The organism is Bradyrhizobium sp. MOS003, assembly GCF_003020125.1.
Taxonomy (GTDB): Bacteria; Pseudomonadota; Alphaproteobacteria; order Rhizobiales; family Xanthobacteraceae; genus Bradyrhizobium.
This window is the reverse complement of record NZ_PYFW01000017.1, coordinates 1-17,128: the sequence shown is the minus strand read 5'-3', so window position 1 is coordinate 17,128 and position 17,128 is coordinate 1. Positions and strand designations below refer to the sequence as shown.

At 64.5% G+C, this 17,128-nt stretch carries 15 protein-coding genes; 8 read left to right on the top strand and 7 right to left on the bottom strand.

The annotated features are described in order from the left end of the window. Positions 1-3 precede the first annotated feature (3 nt). Positions 4-693, bottom strand: a complete 690-nt coding sequence (gene folE / locus C7G42_RS33925) for a GTP cyclohydrolase I FolE (RefSeq protein WP_106953176.1) — start codon at positions 691-693, stop codon at positions 4-6. Positions 694-947: 254 nt separating this feature from the next. On the opposite strand from folE, the gene C7G42_RS33920 reads away from it, so the two are divergent. Then, complete coding sequence (locus C7G42_RS33920) at positions 948-1,415, top strand: iron-sulfur cluster assembly scaffold protein (RefSeq protein ID WP_106953175.1); 468 nt, start codon at positions 948-950, stop codon at positions 1,413-1,415. A 54-nt stretch (positions 1,416-1,469) separates the two neighbouring features. On the opposite strand, the gene C7G42_RS33915 is transcribed toward C7G42_RS33920, so the two are convergent. Beyond that, on the bottom strand, positions 1,470-2,369 hold the full coding sequence (locus C7G42_RS33915; protein ID WP_199581282.1) for a COG3904 family protein: 900 nt from the start codon (positions 2,367-2,369) through the stop codon (positions 1,470-1,472). A gap of 241 nt (positions 2,370-2,610) precedes the next feature. On the opposite strand from C7G42_RS33915, the gene yidD reads away from it, so the two are divergent. Both yidD and C7G42_RS36275 read left to right on the top strand, forming a co-directional pair. Next, complete coding sequence (yidD, locus tag C7G42_RS33910) at positions 2,611-2,949, top strand: membrane protein insertion efficiency factor YidD (RefSeq protein ID WP_106953174.1); 339 nt, start codon at positions 2,611-2,613, stop codon at positions 2,947-2,949. Positions 2,950-3,041: 92 nt separating this feature from the next. Then, on the top strand, positions 3,042-3,266 hold the full coding sequence (locus tag C7G42_RS36275; RefSeq protein WP_106953173.1) for a hypothetical protein: 225 nt from the start codon (positions 3,042-3,044) through the stop codon (positions 3,264-3,266). On the opposite strand, the gene C7G42_RS33900 is transcribed toward C7G42_RS36275, so the two are convergent. Beyond that, positions 3,267-4,478, bottom strand: a complete 1,212-nt coding sequence (locus C7G42_RS33900; protein ID WP_106953172.1) for a hypothetical protein — start codon at positions 4,476-4,478, stop codon at positions 3,267-3,269. Between the two features lie 2 nt (positions 4,479-4,480). After that, complete coding sequence (locus C7G42_RS33895) at positions 4,481-5,848, bottom strand: APC family permease (protein ID WP_106953171.1); 1,368 nt, start codon at positions 5,846-5,848, stop codon at positions 4,481-4,483. Between the two features lie 346 nt (positions 5,849-6,194). Between C7G42_RS33895 and C7G42_RS33890 the strand changes: the two genes are divergently transcribed. Next, positions 6,195-7,496 (top strand): alpha/beta hydrolase, encoded by a 1,302-nt coding sequence (locus C7G42_RS33890; RefSeq protein WP_245428145.1) that lies wholly within the window; start codon positions 6,195-6,197, stop codon positions 7,494-7,496. A 167-nt stretch (positions 7,497-7,663) separates the two neighbouring features. Then, a complete protein-coding gene (locus tag C7G42_RS33885; protein WP_106953169.1) occupies positions 7,664-7,990 on the top strand; it encodes a GrlR family regulatory protein in 327 nt (108 codons plus the stop codon). 81 nt (positions 7,991-8,071) lie between these two features. On the opposite strand, the gene C7G42_RS33880 is transcribed toward C7G42_RS33885, so the two are convergent. Together C7G42_RS33880 and C7G42_RS33875 are read right to left on the bottom strand one after the other, a co-directional pair. After that, positions 8,072-8,449 carry a hypothetical protein gene (locus C7G42_RS33880; RefSeq protein ID WP_106953168.1) on the bottom strand — a complete coding sequence of 126 codons (378 nt, stop codon included), beginning with the start codon at positions 8,447-8,449 and terminating at the stop codon, positions 8,072-8,074. A gap of 91 nt (positions 8,450-8,540) precedes the next feature. After that, on the bottom strand, positions 8,541-9,713 hold the full coding sequence (locus tag C7G42_RS33875) for an MFS transporter (protein WP_106953167.1): 1,173 nt from the start codon (positions 9,711-9,713) through the stop codon (positions 8,541-8,543). 186 nt (positions 9,714-9,899) lie between these two features. On the opposite strand from C7G42_RS33875, the gene thrS reads away from it, so the two are divergent. The 3 genes from thrS (at position 9,900) to C7G42_RS33860 (ending at position 13,929) form a co-directional block, all read left to right on the top strand. Next, complete coding sequence (gene thrS / locus C7G42_RS33870) at positions 9,900-11,939, top strand: threonine--tRNA ligase (RefSeq protein WP_199581281.1); 2,040 nt, start codon at positions 9,900-9,902, stop codon at positions 11,937-11,939. Positions 11,940-12,032: 93 nt separating this feature from the next. Next, on the top strand, positions 12,033-12,596 hold the full coding sequence (locus C7G42_RS33865) for a nitroreductase family protein (protein WP_199581280.1): 564 nt from the start codon (positions 12,033-12,035) through the stop codon (positions 12,594-12,596). A gap of 64 nt (positions 12,597-12,660) precedes the next feature. After that, positions 12,661-13,929, top strand: a complete 1,269-nt coding sequence (locus C7G42_RS33860; RefSeq protein WP_106953164.1) for a serine hydrolase domain-containing protein — start codon at positions 12,661-12,663, stop codon at positions 13,927-13,929. On the opposite strand, the gene C7G42_RS33855 is transcribed toward C7G42_RS33860, so the two are convergent. Next, positions 13,915-16,377 carry a putative bifunctional diguanylate cyclase/phosphodiesterase gene (locus C7G42_RS33855; protein ID WP_199581279.1) on the bottom strand — a complete coding sequence of 821 codons (2,463 nt, stop codon included), beginning with the start codon at positions 16,375-16,377 and terminating at the stop codon, positions 13,915-13,917. The two genes, C7G42_RS33860 and C7G42_RS33855, sit on opposite strands and share 15 nt — an antisense overlap. Positions 16,378-17,128: the final 751 nt, after the last annotated feature.

The window sequence follows — 17,128 nt, the reverse complement described above, 5'->3', positions numbered from 1 at the left end:
AGGTCAGCGCATGCCTCGCACCATGGACAGGAAACGGGCCTGCTCCGCTGGATTGTCACGGAACATGCCAGTGAAGCGGCTGGTGAAGGTGGAGGCGCCGTGCTTGGCGACGCCGCGCACCGACATGCAGGTATGCTCGGCCTCGATCAGCACCGCCACACCGCGCGGTTTGAGGACCTCGTCGATCGCCGCCGCGATCTGCGCCGTCAGATGCTCCTGGGTCTGGAGCCTGCGCGCGAAGATGTCGGTGAGACGGGCGAGCTTGGACAGGCCGACGACGCGTTCCACCGGCGTATAGGCGATGTGCGCCTTACCGTAGAACGGCATCATGTGATGCTCGCATTGCGAGGTGAATTCGATGTCGCGCACCAGGACGAAATCGTCATAGCCCGCGGTCTCGCCAAAGGTGCGGTCGAGCACCTCGGCCGGGCACTGGTGATAGCCCTGGTAGAGTTCGTCGAAGGCCTCGACCACGCGGCGCGGGGTGTCGAGCAGGCCCTCGCGCTCGGTGTTCTCGCCGATATAGGCGAGCAGCGTCTTCACCGCCGCTTCCGCCTCGGCGCGCGCCGGCCGCGGCTGGTCGGCGCGGACGGCGGCGGCGAGGAATTCGGCAGGGTCAAGCTCGGCCGGGCGGCTCTCGGGCTGCCGGTCGGAGGGCTTGCTGGGGCGGATGGCTTTGATGGTAGCGTCCATGTCGACTCCGTTCGACGGCCTTGCGGCCGGAGTGTCACCGGCAGACGGGGCGGCAATGCCGCCGGACGCCTGTAGAGAACAGTCTCGGCGAAAAAGGTCCTCGCGCTATAACGCGGGCAGCACCGATCTGGATCACCGCCACCGTACTGCTGGACTGTTTTTCCGCCAGTTCCACTCCTATATAGGACCCTGGACGTCGCCCGCCAAGGCCGATCCGGGCCGGACGCGGGTGTGGACGTGTTGGACTCCCTCACATGCTGAACGACATCTACAACAAGCGGATCATCGAACTGGCCGGCAATATTCCGCGCCTCGGGCGGCTGCCGGACCCCGACGCCACCGCCACTGCCCATTCCAAGCTGTGCGGCTCGACCGTGAAGGTCGATCTGAAGATGGAAGACGACAGGATCACGGACTTCGCCCATGACGTGAAGGCCTGCGCGCTCGGACAAGCCTCTTCATCCATCATGGCAAGTCGCATCGTCGGCTCGACTGCGAGCGAACTCCGTGAGTTACGCGAAACTGTTCGCAAGATGCTGAAGGAAAACGGTGCGCCTCCTGAAGGAAAATGGGAGGAGATCAAGTTCCTCGAGCCGGTCCGCGACTACAAGGCGCGGCACGCCTCGACGCTGCTGACCTTCGATGCCGTGGTCGACGCCATTGGCCAGATCGAGGCCAAGGCAAAGACCGAGGCCAAGCAGCCGGCCGCAGCGCAGGGCTGAGGCCGGGTTCGCGTGACGCGCGCACCGGAATGACTGCCGGGATATGTTTGGAGCTTACTTCTGCGTCGCCTGAGCCGGTGCGGCCACGCCGCCGGTCGGCACCAGGGCTTCCGCCGTCTTGGTCGATTTGGCAGGCTGCGAGAGTTCCGGTTCCGCGCCGAACCTCGCCTGCGTCTTCGGCGCAAGCTCCGCCATGGCCGGCGCCGAGATGTCCACATGCGGCAGCACGTCCGCAACGAGGTCGGTCGTCACGAGATTGGTGAGCTTCAGCTCGCCGGCATCCAGCTCATGCAGGTCTTCCCAGGGCGGCACGCTAAGCGCGAGCGACAGCAGGTCGCCGGCGCCGCCCATGTCGAAGGTGTATTTGGCGAGACGGCCGATGTCGCGTTCCACGATCATCAGATCCTGCGCACTGTAGCTCGCCGACTTGGCATCGTCGGCGCGATCACCCATCCATATCTGGTGCACGCGGACATGGGCAGCTTCCGGCACGTAACGCTTCTTACCTGCCAGCAGCAGGAACACGCACATGGATTCGCAATAGGCCTCAGACGCGACCGCCGGACGGGCCGACTGCCCGCCGCGCAGGCTCACGCCGACCGTGGTCAGAAGTCCGAGATTGCGGAAACGCCGGCCGAGGGTGATCGCGTCGTTGACGGAACCGCCGCTGGAATCGAGCACCACGGTGGCGCCGCCGAGCTGGCGTCCGCGGGAAAACTCCTCGAAATCCTTTGGTGTGTCCGCGGTGATGATGCCGACCGCGCTGACCCAGCCGCGGCAGTTCGGCTCGCAGGCGATCCAGTTGAACTTCATCGGCAGCTTGCGCTCTTCGAGAGCAGCACCAGCGCGGGCCGACGATCCGAATGTCGCAACGGCACCAGCCAGCGCGACTCCACAGACGGCGGTTCCCACCAGCAACCAGCCGCGAAGATTGAGCGACGTCAGAACTTTCAAACTGGTTCCTTCCCCAAGCCCCAAGCACTAAGCCAAAGCCGATTCAGGCACGCCCCGTTTTACGTCCGATGAGTCTACACATGAACGTCACAAAAATGGTATCCGGGGGAATACAGATCGTCCATAGGTACTTGCTGCACTGCTCCCCAAAAGCATGAATAGTATGGCGCGCAAACAACAGCTTACAGTTCCCTGCGCCGGAACCATACAACCCCTCGCCTAACGTCGCAGCACATCGCACATGAAGCATTCAGTCTGCGGGCACTGTTCCAGCTCAGTCGAAGGGGTGTTTCGACTCCCACGCAGATTCGGCCGTGCGTTGATCTGGGTCTACCGACATACGCTGTCGCCCCTGGTCGGCTACAATTGCCGGCATCTGCCGACCTGCTCCGTCTATGGCGACGAGGCGATCGAGCGGTTCGGGCTCTGGGCCGGCGGCTGGATGACGCTCGCCCGCCTGCTGCGCTGCAATCCGTTCGGCACGTCGGGCATCGACAATGTGCCGCTCACCGCACCGCCCGGCGCGCACTGGTATTTGCCATGGCGCTACGCCCGCTGGCGCGGCGTCAATGCACCGTGAGATTGCTGCGGTGCTTTGCGCATCGGTGGCCTGAGCGGAACTGCAAGCCTTCTTACCGCGTTGTTTTGACGCTCCCCCGGGAGGAAACAACAATGCGCTGGAAAATCAGCCCTCATCTTCACGTCAGACATCTTCATGTCAGGCTTGGGCCAACGCCCGGCTCCAGGCGGCGCCACGACCCCAGAACCATGGACCTGCTCGCCATCGTCGCCTTGCTGGCCCTCGTGATGGGCTCCGGCTGGTACCTGGCGACGAGCCTTGCGACCGCGCCGGCTACGACCGCGTTCATCGTGCCGAGCCAGAGCGTGCACTGGTAATCAGCGATACCAGTAGAAGCGCCCGGGCGGCGGGATCGGCTCCGGCGGCCGCAGCCGCTTCGGGCGCGACTGTTTCGGCGGCGGCTCTGCCGAGGAGGTCGCGTCCGCCGCCGGCGCGGTCTCGCTGCCCGGCACCCTCACCGACAGCAGCAAATTGGATTCATGCATCCGCCAGCGATAGCCGACGCCGAAATCGATCGGCTGGGCGCGGGTGAACAACTCGGCGTAGCGCTCCTGGTAGCGGCCGGGGAATTCGCCGATCGGCCCGAGATATCGGCCGAACGGGAAGAACCGCCATTGCCGGGCGCCGTAATTCGCAAGCGGAATGCCGGAATCATCCTGGATGATGGTGGCGCTGTTGGCGAGCAGCCAGTTGCGGACAACCGCGAAGTCGCTCTTGTGCAGCAGATAGGATGCACTCTTGAGCAGGCTGTTGCCGGGCCCCAGCGTCTCGCAGAATTTCAAAAACCCGGTGTTACGCGCGCCGGCGTTGGAGAGGTCGGTCGAGAAATAATACAGCGTGCGCGCTTCGCCATCGGGGCCTGCGAAGGTGATGCGAACGCCGCGCACTGCGTTACGCCCCGGATTGTCGTCGCCGACATGCAAGCCCCCCTTATCGTCGAGCGCGATCATCTCGACGTTGCGGATGGTCTTGCCGGAGCGCGCGAGGAAAACATAGAGGATCGGCAAGGTGCCGTTGACCTGGTTGGCGTGGAGGTCGACCTTCATCTGCTTGGTGATGAAGAAGGAAAAGCTCAGGATCGAGCCGAGCGAACGCTCGACATTGTAAAGCGCGGCACCGACCGAGCCGCGCGGCAGCCGCGTCAGATCAGGCACGGCGCCGACCGGCTCCAGCGCGCCGAGCACGTAGGTGCTCGCTTTGGAATAGAAGGTGTTGGCGTAGAGGAAATCGGGGCCGCTGAACATGTAGAACATGGTCGGCCGGGGCGCGGCCAGATTGACGTCGGCCCAATCGCGGATCCTGGAGAGCTGGCCCTGTTCGAGCTGGGCAAACGCGCCGTCGAAGAATTTTGCATGACGCTGCCAGCCCGGATCCTTCGTCAGCGGCAGCAGCGGCGAGTCCGCCGAAGGCTGCATGCCCGCGAGGAAGCGCGCGGTGTCATCGAAGCTCACCTCGGCTGCACGCGGGGACGAGACGGCCGCCGCCAGCAGGGCAAACGCGAAGGCCACAATTCTGAAGGGACGAAACATGTCTATGCGCGATCGGGTGAATTGCCAGCGGCGACCGGCCGCCTGCGGAAAACAGCATAAATCAACAGGCCGAAGAGCATGACCAGCATCCCCGAGAGCGACTGCATGGGACGCTCGGTCAACAGGTAGTACATCATGAACCCCGTCACGAGCAGGAAAAGCAGCGGCGTGAACGGGTATCCCCAGGCGCGATAGGGCCTGGGCAAATCGGGATCGGTGATGCGCAGCTTGATGACGCCGGCGACCGTGAAAAACGAGCAGAACAGCAGTGCGAACTGGATGAAGTCGAGCACCGCCTCGAAGCTGCGCGTGAACAGCAGCAGATTGGCGACCGCGAGCTGGAACAGGATGGCATAGGCCGGCGCGCCGCTCGTCGATCGCTTCGAGAAGACGCGCAGCGCCGGAATGTCCTCCCCCATCGTCATCATCACGCGCGGACCGATCCACATCATCGCAGAGATCGAGGAGATCAGGCCGACGCAGATCATCGCACCGACGATACGGCCGCCGAGACTGCCGAAGATGGCACTGCCGGCGACGCTGGCGACATCGAGCTGGCCGGCGAGCGCACCTGCGGGCGTGGAATAGAGGAACACCGCGTTCAGCGCGACATACAGCACGAGCACGATCAGCGTGCCCGAAAGCAGCGCGCGCGGCAGATCCCGCTGCGGCATGTTCATTTCGCCGATGATGTAGGTCGCGGCATTCCAGCCGGAGAACGAATACATCACGAAGACGAGCCCGATCGCGAACGGCGCGCTGACGATGTGGGCGAGATCGCCCGGCTGCGGCGTGAAAGCGATCGGCTGCGGCACGCCGATGACGAAGCCCGCGACCAGGAAGCCTATGATCAGCACGACCTTGATGATCGTCGCGATCAGCTGGAAGGTCGAGGAGTGCCTGACGCCGGTCAGTTGCACGAGCGAGACCAGCCACACCACGGCGATCGCGAGCGGGATCGGCGGCAGATCGGGCACGACCGATTTGGCGTATTCGCCGAACGCCATCGCCGCCAGCGCGACGGGCGCTGCGAAGCCCACCGTCGCCGAGACCCAGCCGGCGAGAAAGCCGAAGGCGGGATGGTAGGCACGGCCGAGGAAATTGTACTCGCCGCTGGAGCGCGGAAACATCGCCCCGAGCTCGCTATAGGCGAACACCCCACACAGCGCGACGATGCCGCCCACGGTCCACAGCAGCAGGATCGAGAAGCCGGACGGGATGTCCTTGACCTGGAAGCCGAGGCTGGTGAAGACGCCGACCCCGATCATGTCGGCCACGACGATGGCGGTTGCGACCAGAACCGAGACCCCGGTCCCACTGCCTGGCAGTCGGCTCGCCCAGGGCGCCGTTCCCGCATCTGATGCCGTCATCGGGGTCCTTAGCCTCAGGCGTCTTGCCTCGCCGGTCATCGTGCGGTTTCGCCCAGTCAATTCAAGCAGGGTTAACAAGTGTTAAATGAGGCGACGGAAGCGGGTATTTGAGCACCGCTTATTCGCGCTGCCGGGTGAAAAGCTGCGTCCGACCCGGGAAGTCCCGCTCCCCTTCCCCCACAATCAGGACACGATTGCATGGTCCTTTTGAGCGTTCCGGATGTGGGGAAGTTTCTCCGGACACTTAACGTCGCCTAAACGCCACTCGGCTCATTTGAGAAGCCGATGGATGTGACTTTGGGGTCATGGGTGGATGGTCGGGGCCGTTCCGAAACTGAGAGCTGACATGCGTGCCGACCGGACGACGTCCGGTGCGCGCGGTCGTGCGCTCCGGATCGGCCTGATCTCAGCCTTGGTGCCGCTCTCGCTGACACTGGTTCAATGCGGCAAGGCGCCCAACCCGGCGGCGCTCGCGGCGAACTCGCAGGCCAATGTCCAGGGGGGCAGTCAGGTCGTCGCCAAGACCAACACCCAAGTCGCGACCGGTGACACGTTCGAGGATCGCTTCCCCGCTCCGCAATTCAGGGAGCGCTTCCCCTCGGCGAACGAGAGTTTCCTGCAACGGCAGATGTCGGACTTCTCGCCGAAGCGCGCAGTGCAGCAACCATCGCCGGAGCAGGCTCCCTACAAAGTCGCTTCGCTCGAGCCGCAGCTCCCCTACAAGCGCTCGCCGCGCGACGACCTGACGACCCTCGTCAGCATGAAGTCGTCGGCCTTTCCCTATTTCGGCACCAACCCCGCCTCCGACGCGCCCTTCCTCAACATCTCCAAGGGTGACCGCCGCGGCCATCGCAGCTATTCCGGCCGCGTGTTCTGGCAGGACGAGACCTACAATGACAGCCGCGTGCTGATGCACGTGCCCGAGCATTTCGACGTCCGCAAGCCGGGCGTGATCGTGGTGTTCTTCCATGGCAATGGCGCGACGCTGGAGCGCGACGTGCGTGATCGCCAGCTGGTGCCGAAGCAGATCACCGATTCCGGCGCCAATGCCGTGCTCCTTGCCCCGCAATTGGCGGTCGATGCCGCCGATTCCAGCGCCGGCAAGTTTTGGCAGCCGGGCGGCTTCAAGCGCTTCATGGCGGAATCGGCCGACCACCTCGCCCGCGCCACCGGTGATCCCAACAGCGCGCGCGCCTTCGCCAACATGCCGATCGTGATCGTCGGCTATAGCGGCGGCTTCCTGCCGACGGCGTGGAGCCTGGAGGTCGGCGGCATCAGCGACCGCGTCCGCGGCGTCGTACTGCTCGACGCCATCTATGGCGAGATGGACAAGTTCGCGTCCTGGATCGAGAGCCATCGCTCCGGCTTCTTCGTCAGCGCCTACACCCGCGGCACGGCGCGGCGCGACCGCGAGCTGATGAGCACGCTGCGGCAGAAGGGCATCAGCGTCGCGGAGGACATGGACGGCCCCTTGCGTCCCGGCAGCGTGGTGTTCGTCGAGACCGCAGACGGCATCACCCATCGCGACTATGTCACCCGCGCCTGGACGCGGGATCCACTCAAGGACGTGCTGGTGAAGATGTCGGCGACACCCGCGCTGGCGCTGACGCGCGTCGCCTCGACCACCCCGCCGGCATCGAGCCGCTAACTGATATTGCGCGAGCCGGCATTTGACAGCACTGCCTGCAATTGTCTCAGGCCCTGATCAAAATGTGATGTTGATGGCCGGCATCCCCGGAAGCCACCGGATTGCTTCCCCCGGCAGAGCTCCTAGTTTGCGACCGAGTTGCGTTTGGAATTGTGCGGGGACAGTCAGTGCGTCAGGGATTGTACAAGGTCGACTTCCACACCGTTCATGGAACGGGCTGCGGCGTCGTCTATGTGACGGACGGCAAGATGCGCGGAGGCAATTCCGCTTTCGCCTTCATCGGCACCTATACGGGCGAAGGCGACAGCATCAAGGTCAAGATCTCGACCCAGCGCTACAACGACGACCCGTCCTTCAAGGCGCTGTTCGGCGCCGACCGGATCACGCTGGCGCTCGCCGGCCGGGCGGACGGCGACTACGCGGAATTCGAGGGCAACGCGCTGCAGGCGCCGGGCGTTACCTTCCGGGCCGTTCTGAGCCGGATCAGCGACTGAGCATCAGATCGTTCACGATCAGCTCTTGTAAGTCTCAGCTGTCGTAGTCTCAGCTCTTGTAAATCTCAGCTCTTGTAAATCTCAGCTTTTGGGCAGCTTCGGAATGCTCTCGGCGAAGCCGTTGAAGCAGGCCAGCCGCTCGTCTTCTTCCTTGAGGAAACGGCAATCGGCGTAGCCCTTGGCCTTCGCCGGCTTCGGCTTCGGCGTCGGCGGGATGATGGCATCGTAACAGTTGAGACGGTCCTTGGTGCCATCGTCGAGCTCGAGGCAGGCTTGCAGCCGGGCCGCGATCGATTGCTGCTTACCCTTCGGCGCTGCGGCCGGCTTGGCCGCTGCCTCTTTCGTCCCCTTGGGCTTGACCTGTACCAAGGGCTTGTCCCCCACCATCGGTGGCTTGTCGGCTTGCGCGAACGCGGAGGCTGAATAGAGCACCGCGGCAACCGCCAGAATCATCCTCATTTCAGTCAACTCTCTTTGGTCCCCATGACCGGCCTTCTAGCGCTCCAGCGCGCGGTTTGCCAAGCACCTTGCGTACACGAAAATGCGGGATTCAGGCCGTTGCGGCCGCAGGCCGGGGCCGGGTCATGACCACCAGGATCAGCGCCAGCACGACGAAACCGACCGCGACGAAGCCGAGCGCATGCAGGAATTCGTGGGCGAACAGCAGCCCGCCGACGGCGGAACCGACCGCCTGGCCGATATAGAGGACGGACGTATTGAGCGCGACGGTTGCCGATGCCAGCGGCGGCGCGGCCGCGACCAGCCGCACTTGCTGCATCGAATTGGTCGAGGCAAAGCCGAGGCCCCAGATCGCGACTCCGGCTGTCATGAAAGCAAGCGTGCCGGCACCGAGCGCCCAGCCCGTGACGCCCGCGAGCAGCAGGCAAGTAAACAGCAGCGAGGTCCGGTACGGTCCCGAGGTGTCGACGATGCGGGTGGCGACGACGACGCCGAGGAAGCCGCACACGCCGTAAAGCGCGAACACCATGCCGATCGCATCCGGACCGGCCCCGGTGAGCTTGTTGAGCAGCGGGCCCATGAAGGTGAACACCACGAACTGCCCCGACATCTGCAGCATGGTGATCGCCAGCAACAGCAGGATCGTTCTGTTGCGGCCGACATCGCGCCAGGTCTTCAGGTCCACCGGCGCGCCCTTCAGGCCCGCCGGTAGCCGCAGCAGCAACAAGAGGAAACTGAAACAACCGAGCACGCCGATCGCACCATAGGCTGCGTGCCAGCCATAGCGGCTGGCGATGAAGGTGATCAGCGGAAGGCCGACGGCGGCAGCGAGCGACCAGCCGAGAAAGATATAGGCGATGGTGCTGCCACGCCGCTCGGCCCGCACGATCAACGCCGCGGTACCGGCAGCCTGCGGCGTATAGAGCGCACCGACCGCGAGCATCACGAGACGGACGGCGAGGAGGCTGGCGTAATCGGGCGCTAAGGCGGAAGCGAGATTGCCGAAGGCAAGCGCCGCCAGCGTTGTCGTGAGCAGCGTCCGCCGATCGATGCGGCTGGTCAGCCAGGCGGTCAGCGGCGAGCCGATGCATAGCGTGATCGCGCCGAAGGTGACGAGGAGCCCGGCCGCATGAATGCTGACGTCAAGCCCGCTCGCCAGCTCCGGCAGCATGCCCGCCGGGGCCAGTACCGAGCATCCGGTGACGAGATTGCCGAGCATCAAGGCGGTCGGCGCGAAACGGCCGGCGGCGGGCGGATTTTCCATGCAAGTGCATGTAGAGCAGCCCCTTGACCAGTTAAAGGGTACGGCTCGAAATAGTTGAAGCGCCGCCCCGGCTTTTGCGCGCCACTTTCTTGGAATTGCCGGATTGCGCAGGCCGAATCGCCTGATATATCGCTCGTTCCCGCTTACCTGCGCTCGTTCGCAGGAGTGAGCCTCAGGAGAAAAGCAATGACCGAGCCTAAATCCGAATCCGGCTTCCAATATTCCCTCAGCAATCTGAAGCCCGTGACCCCTGCCGCCAAAGTCACCCTCACCTTCCCGGACGGCGCCCAGCGCCAATTCGACTACGGAATCACCGGCCTCGACATCGCCAAGGGCATCTCGCCGTCGCTGGCCAAGCGCACGGTTGCGATGGCGCTCGACGGCGTGGTCGCCGATCTCAACGATACGATCGAGGCCGATGCCAAGATCGAGTTCGTCAATCGCGACGACCCGCGCGCGCTGGAATTGATCCGCCACGACTGCGCCCACGTGCTCGCCGAAGCCGTGCAGGCGCTGTGGCCTGGCACCCAGGTCACCATCGGTCCCGTGATCGAGAACGGCTTCTATTACGACTTCTTCCGCAACGAGCCGTTCACGCCGGACGACTTTGCCGCCATCGAGAAAAAGATGCGCGAGCTGATCGCGCGCGACAAGCCTTTCACCAAGGAAGTCTGGGACCGCGAAAAGACCAAGCAGGTGTTCCGCGACAAGGGCGAGGCCTTCAAGGTCGAGCTGGTCGACGCCATTCCCGGCACCGAGCCGATCAAGATCTACTATCAGGGCGACTGGTTCGACCTGTGCCGCGGCCCGCACATGACCTCGACCGGCAAGGTCGGCAACGCCTTCAAGCTGATGAAGGTGGCCGGTGCCTATTGGCGCGGCGACAGCAACAATCCGATGCTGACCCGCATCTATGGCACCGCCTTCGCCAAGCAGGAGGACCTCGACGCTTATCTGAAGCAGATCGAGGAAGCGGAAAAGCGCGACCATCGCAAGCTCGGGCGCGAGCTCGACCTCTTCCATTTCCAAGAGGAAGGCCCGGGCGTCGTGTTCTGGCACGCCAAGGGCTGGACCATCTTCCAGCAGCTGATCGCCTATATGCGCCGCCGCCTGACCGGCGATTACAGCGAGGTCAACGCGCCGCAGATCCTCGACAAGTCCTTGTGGGAGACCTCGGGTCATTGGGGCTGGTACCGCGAGAACATGTTCGCGGCGCAGTCTGCCGGCGACGAGGCCGAGGACAAGCGCTGGTTTGCGCTCAAGCCGATGAACTGCCCGGGCCACGTCCAGATCTTCAAGCACGGCCTGAAGAGCTACCGCGACCTGCCGCTGCGGCTCGCCGAGTTCGGCGTGGTGCATCGCTACGAGCCGTCCGGCGCCATGCACGGCTTGATGCGCGTGCGCGGCTTCACCCAGGACGATGCGCACATCTTCTGCACCGAGGATCAGCTCGCCGAGGAATGTCTCAAGATCAACGATCTCATCCTGTCGACCTATGCCGATTTCGGTTTCACCGGCGATCTGACCGTGAAGCTGTCGACGCGGCCGGACAAGCGCGTCGGCACCGACGAGATGTGGGATCACGCCGAGCGCGTGATGGCGACTGTGCTGCGCGAGATCCAGTCGCAGAGCAATCACATCAAGACCGAGATCAACCCGGGCGAAGGCGCGTTCTACGGGCCGAAGTTCGAATACGTGCTGCGCGACGCCATCGGCCGCGACTGGCAGTGCGGCACCACGCAGGTCGACTTCAACCTGCCGGAGCGGTTCGGCGCATTCTACATCGACCATGACGGCGGCAAGAAACCGCCCGTCATGGTGCACCGTGCGATCTGCGGCTCGATGGAGCGCTATATTGGCATCCTGATCGAGCACTATGCCGGCAACTTCCCGCTCTGGCTCTCGCCGGTGCAGGCGGTGGTCACCACCATCACCTCGGAAGGCGACGAATACGCCAAGGTGGTGATGGAGCAGGCCCGGCGCGCCGGGCTTCGGGTCGAGATCGATCTGCGCAACGAAAAGATCAACTACAAGGTCCGCGAGCACTCGCTGGCCAAGATCCCGGCGCTGCTCGTGGTCGGCAAGAAAGAGGCCGAGACGCATTCGGTCTCGGTCCGCCGGCTCGGCAGCGACGGCCAGAAGGTGATGACGACCGAGGAGGCGATCGCCGCGCTCGTCGACGAGGCGACGCCACCGGACGTCAAGCGAATGCGGGGCGCGGTCTGATCTCTGAAATCGATCTAAATTCGCTTCCGGTTGCGGGCGTGCATGCTTATCTCGGCATGGCACGCCCGACGACCATTTGAAGAGGATATCGCAGTGCCCGACGCCATCGAACTCCTGAAGACCCGCCGCTCGGTCAAGCCGCGCGAGATGACCGGACCCGGCCCTTCGGCGGCCGAGCTCGAGACCATCCTCACCATCGGCGCGCGCGTGCCTGACCATGGCAAGCTCGCGCCCTGGCGCTTCATCGTTTTCGAGGGCGATGCCCGCCAGCGCGCCGGCGAGGTGATCGCGAACGTCTTCGCCCGGAAGAATCCCGGTGCACCCGCCGCCGACGTCGAGACCGAGCGCAAGCGCCTCACCGACGCGCCGCTGGTGATCGGCATCGTCAGCTTCACCAAACCGCATCCTAAGGTGCCAGCGTTCGAGCAGGAATTGTCGGCCGGCGCCAGCGCCATGAACATCGTCACGGCCGCGACCGCGCTCGGCTACGGCGCCTGCTGGCTGACCGGCTGGTTCTCGTTCGACCGCGACGTGCTCGACGGCCTCGGCCTCAAGCCGGACGAGAAACTCGCCGGCTTCATCCACGTGGGTACGCCGACCAAACCGAGCGAAGACCGTCCGCGACCGTTCCTTTCGGAAATCGTGACGCGTTTTTAATCGAACGCTTGTTGACGCCTCCGGCATCTTGCGGCTTTGATCCCGCCAAGGGAGGAAGGTGCGGATGAGACGTCGTGATTTTCTGGTCGGAGCCGCAGTGCTCGCCGGCACGATGGCGCGAAGCCGCGCCGCCGACATCCCCGCCCCCTCGCCGGACGGGCTCGAGCGCATCACGGCCTATTTCAACGACGAGGTCGGAAGCGGCCGGCTGCCGGGCGCGGTAATCCTGGTGCAGCAGCACGGCAAGCCGGTCTACCAGAAAACGTTCGGCGTGCGCGATACCAGGACCGGCCTTGCGATGACGCCGGACACGATCTTCGCCATCCACTCCATGACCAAGCCGATCACGTGCCTTGGCGCGATGATGCTGATCGACGAGGGCAAGCTCGCCCTCACCGACCCCGTGTCGAAATACGTTCCGCTGTTTGCCGACACCAAGGTCGGGCTTGAGGTCACCCTGCCCGACGGCAAGCTGAAGCTCGATCTCGTGCCGCCGGTCCGGCCCGTCAACATCGAGGATTTGCTGCGGCACACCTCGGGCATCAGCTACGATTACATCGGCGGCAAATGGGTCGAGCAGGCTTACAAGGCCGCCAACATCTTCGAAGGCGCCTTCAACAACCGCGAATTCGCCGACCGCATCGCCAAACTGCCGTTGGCGCGGCAGCCGGGAACGCTGTGGCGTTACGGCCATTCCACCGACGTGCTCGGTGCGGTCATCGAGATCATCTCGGGTCAGACGCTGTATCAGTTCCTGAAACAGCGCATCCTCGATCCGCTCGGCATGAGCAGCACCAAATTCACGCTGGCGACCGAAGACGAGCTCGCGCGGATGGCGCGGCCGCTGCCGAACGATTTCATCCTGCTCGCCGCCGAGCGCGACCGCCTCGATCATCCCGAATGGCAATCGGGCGGCGGCGGCCTGCTCTCGACCATCACCGACTATCAGCGCTTCTCGCAGATGCTGCTGAACGGCGGCGAGTTCGAGGGCAAGCGCTATCTGAGCCCCGCTGCATTCAAGGCGATGACGACCGATCATATCGGGCCCGGCTCCGGCGTCGGACGCGATTATTTCTATTTCCCGGGCGACGGTTTTGGCTATGGCTACGGCCTTGCGGTGCGGACCGATCCCGGCAACGCCAAACCGCCGCCGCCGGGCTCGCTCGGCGAGCTGAAATGGGACTCAGGGAGCGGCACCTATTTCGGCGTCGATCCCAAGCTCGACATGGTCTACCTCATGATGCAGCAGACCCAGAACGAGCGCAGCCGCATCACCCCCGCCTTCAAGGCGCTGGTCTACGATTGTTACCCCGAAGGGCTACGCCGCCCGTGAGGCTCGTCGGCCGAAATCGGCGAGCAGCTTCGCGATCTCGTCCGCAGGCCGTGCCGCGCTGAACAGAAAGCCCTGCACCTCGTTGCAGCCTTCGGCGCGCAGCCAGTCGAGCTGGTCCTCTGTCTCGACGCCCTCGGCGGTCGTGGTGATGTTGAGGCTGCGGCCGAGCCCGGAGATCGCGCGCACGATCGCGCCGCAATCGGGCCGCTCCGCAAGATCCTTCACGAACGAGCGGTCGATCTTGATCTTGTCGAACGGGAAGCTCCTGAGATAGCTGAGGCTGGAATAGCCGGTGCCGAAATCGTCCATGGAGATGCTGACGCCGAGCTCGCGCAACTGGTGCAGGATGGCGAGATTGGCATCGGTCTCGGCGAGGAAGATCGACTCGGTGATTTCGAGCTCGAGCCGCCGCGACGACAGGCCGGACTGCGCCAGCGCCGAGATTACGATCTGAACCAGATTGCGGCTGCGGAACTGCGCCGGCGACAGATTGACCGCGACCTTGACGTCGGCAGGCCATTTGACGGCCTCGGCGCAGGCTTCGCGCAGGACCCACTCTCCCAATTGCGTGATGAGGCCGATGTCCTCGGCAACCGGAATGAACTCCGCCGGCGAGATCATGCCCTTGTCCCGATGACGCCAGCGCAGCAGCGACTCGAAGCCGGAGATGCGGTCGGACGCGATCGACACCAGCGGCTGATAGTGCAGCTCGAACTCGCCATTGGCGAACGCACGGCGCAGATCGAGCTCCATGTCGCGGCGCTTCTGCGCCTGCAGGTCCATCTCGCGCTCGAAGAAATGGTGTACGCCGCCGCCGTCGGACTTCGCCCGGTACAGCGCCATGTCGGCATTTCGCATCAGCTCTTCCGGCGTCGTGCCGTCGCCGGGCGACAGCGCGATGCCGATGCTGGCGCCGATCACCATCTCCTGACCGTCGAGATCGTAGGGCGCCTTCAGCATGTCGATCAGCAGGCCTGCACAGGCGCTGGCCTCGTTCGGCGAGACGTCGGCGGCGAGGATCACCGCGAATTCGTCGCCGCCGAGCCGGGCCGCCAGATTGCCGCCGCGGACCGCGGTGGTGAGGCGTTCTGCGACGTCCTTGAGCAAGCGGTCGCCGACGGGATGACCGAAGGAATCGTTGATGTTCTTGAACAGGTCGAGATCGATGTAGAGCACGCCAACGCGCTTGTCGCTGGCCTGGTCCAGCGCCTGCTTCAGGCGCTCCCGGAAATATTCGCGGTTCGGTAGGTCGGTGAGCCCGTCATGGTGCGCCATGTGCACGATGCGCGCCTCGGCCTTGCGCCGCTCCGTGATGTCGACCACCGCGACCAGGTAGCCGTCGCGATCGTCGAAGGCGACGCGGCGGCCGAAGGTGAGCACCTCGATCTCGCTGCCGTCGGCGCGCAAATGCCGCCAATTGCGCGAGGAGTGATAGGCCTCGCCGACGCGCTCCAGCGCCTCGGCGTGGCTGTCCCACTCGTCCTCCGGCCAGATCTCGTGCAGCTTCATGCTCAGGAAGGTGGCGCGGCTGTAGCCGTAATGCTGGACCGCGGCGTCGTTGACGCCGAGGAATTGCCTGGTCTGCGCGTCGAACACCCACATCGGCATCGGGTTGTTGTCGAACAGCAGGCGGAACGAGGCGTCGCGCCGCTTCAACGCGGTGACGTCGGAGATCGTCAGCGAGACCACGTCGGCGAAGGCCGTCGCGCTGAGGCGGAGGTGGCGGCCCTCGCTCTCGATCTCGAGCTGCTCGCCGCGGCCGCCGGCGACGGTCCTGAGCAGGAAGTCCATGATCTCGGGCAAGGCCAGCAGCGTGCTGCCTTCGCCGATCCGCCGCCACAACAGGCTTCCGGCCGCGACCTTCAGCAGCGCGCTGGCGCTGTTGTTGTGGTGCACGACCTGGAGATCGGACGGCTTTCCGGTCGCATCGCGCAACGTCGCCAGCGAGATCACCGCGTCGTCGGTCGAGGCGAAGATCGCGTCAAGCAGATTGTACTGCGTGCCGCGTTCGTTGATGTAAGCGCCGACCAGCGTGGCGCCCCAGCGCGAGGCCGTCGGCAGTGCCAGCACGTCGTAGGTCCGCACCATGCCGTCGCGCACGCAATGCGCGCTGGCCCGATGCGGCCGCCCCGTCGCGAGCGCGATGGAAGCGGCTTCCGTCAGGGCCGTGGCGCAATCCGGCGACAATTCGGCGACGGGAATGTCCCAGCGCTCCTCGCCGAGCCATTTTTGCACGTAGCGTCCGCTGCGCGACAGTTCGAGCCTGCCGTCGTTCCTGAGCAGCGCGATGTGATCGGCGAGCCGTCCGAGACTGCCGAGCATCACGTCCTCGTAGCGCGGCAGCCGATCGCCCGGCTTCAACGCCGCGCGCCATTTGCGCTGAAGCACCGGGATGTCGTCGAACATTTCGGCGGCCGGTTTTCCCGACACTTTCTTCGCGGCATTCATGGCAGTCCCCAACGCACTTTCCCGCTGCATCCAATGCAGTCGCACTTAACGACCTGTAAAAAGTGCGCAGGCGCGGGTTCCGTTCGGTGATTATGACAGTTTTAAGTCAGGTGTTGGTTAGTGCGTTTTAGAGACTGTGACGATCGTGCGAAGGCGATGCGTCCGGGTGTGGGCGTTCGAATTTTGACGCGCGTCTCTTGCGTCCCGGACGCGCCGCAACGCTCTTGCGTTGCTGCGCAGAGCCGGGACCCAGCAGGCCACAGCACGCGCTGTGACATGGGCCCCGGCTCTGCAGCGCACCGTCGAAGAGACGCTGCGCTGCGTCCGGGGCACGAGAGTGGAGTTGGTGGCCCGCCTGTTTCCGCCTCGTCATTGCGAGCGAAAGCGAAGCAATCCAGAATCTCTCACCAGAAAGATTCTGGATTGCTTCGTCGCAAGGGCTCCTCGCTATGACGGAGTGTGTGGCCAGAGCGCGCCTCTCCCCCGTGTCCCGGACGCGCAGCAGCGTTCTTACGCTGCTGCGCAGAGCCGGGACCCAGCAAGCCGCGCAGTCGCTGATACATGGGCCCCGGCTCTGCAGCGCACCGCCGAAGGGGCGCTGCGCTGCAGAGCCGGGGCACGAGAGTGGTGTTCAACGGCACACATCATTGATCATCCTCGCGGCGGATTTCGCCCGAGCTTTGCTTGATCTCTTCACCCTCTTGAATGGAGAGGGCGCAGGGAAGACCGGGTGCCGGCCGGGCACCCACGG

What these genes read in the sequence shown, in the direction of transcription:
- folE (WP_106953176.1), bottom strand. Translation starts at nt 693, where the DNA reads ATGGACGCTACCATCAAAGCCATCCGCCCCAGCAAGCCCTCCGACCGG.
- C7G42_RS33920 (WP_106953175.1), top strand. Translation starts at nt 948, where the DNA reads ATGCTGAACGACATCTACAACAAGCGGATCATCGAACTGGCCGGCAAT.
- yidD (WP_106953174.1), top strand. Translation starts at nt 2,611, where the DNA reads ATGAAGCATTCAGTCTGCGGGCACTGTTCCAGCTCAGTCGAAGGGGTG.
- C7G42_RS36275 (WP_106953173.1), top strand. Translation starts at nt 3,042, where the DNA reads ATGCGCTGGAAAATCAGCCCTCATCTTCACGTCAGACATCTTCATGTC.
- C7G42_RS33900 (WP_106953172.1), bottom strand. Translation starts at nt 4,478, where the DNA reads ATGTTTCGTCCCTTCAGAATTGTGGCCTTCGCGTTTGCCCTGCTGGCG.
- C7G42_RS33895 (WP_106953171.1), bottom strand. Translation starts at nt 5,848, where the DNA reads ATGACGGCATCAGATGCGGGAACGGCGCCCTGGGCGAGCCGACTGCCA.
- C7G42_RS33890 (WP_245428145.1), top strand. Translation starts at nt 6,195, where the DNA reads ATGCGTGCCGACCGGACGACGTCCGGTGCGCGCGGTCGTGCGCTCCGG.
- C7G42_RS33880 (WP_106953168.1), bottom strand. Translation starts at nt 8,449, where the DNA reads ATGAGGATGATTCTGGCGGTTGCCGCGGTGCTCTATTCAGCCTCCGCG.
- C7G42_RS33875 (WP_106953167.1), bottom strand. Translation starts at nt 9,713, where the DNA reads ATGGAAAATCCGCCCGCCGCCGGCCGTTTCGCGCCGACCGCCTTGATG.
- thrS (WP_199581281.1), top strand. Translation starts at nt 9,900, where the DNA reads ATGACCGAGCCTAAATCCGAATCCGGCTTCCAATATTCCCTCAGCAAT.
- C7G42_RS33860 (WP_106953164.1), top strand. Translation starts at nt 12,661, where the DNA reads ATGAGACGTCGTGATTTTCTGGTCGGAGCCGCAGTGCTCGCCGGCACG.
- C7G42_RS33855 (WP_199581279.1), bottom strand. Translation starts at nt 16,377, where the DNA reads ATGAATGCCGCGAAGAAAGTGTCGGGAAAACCGGCCGCCGAAATGTTC.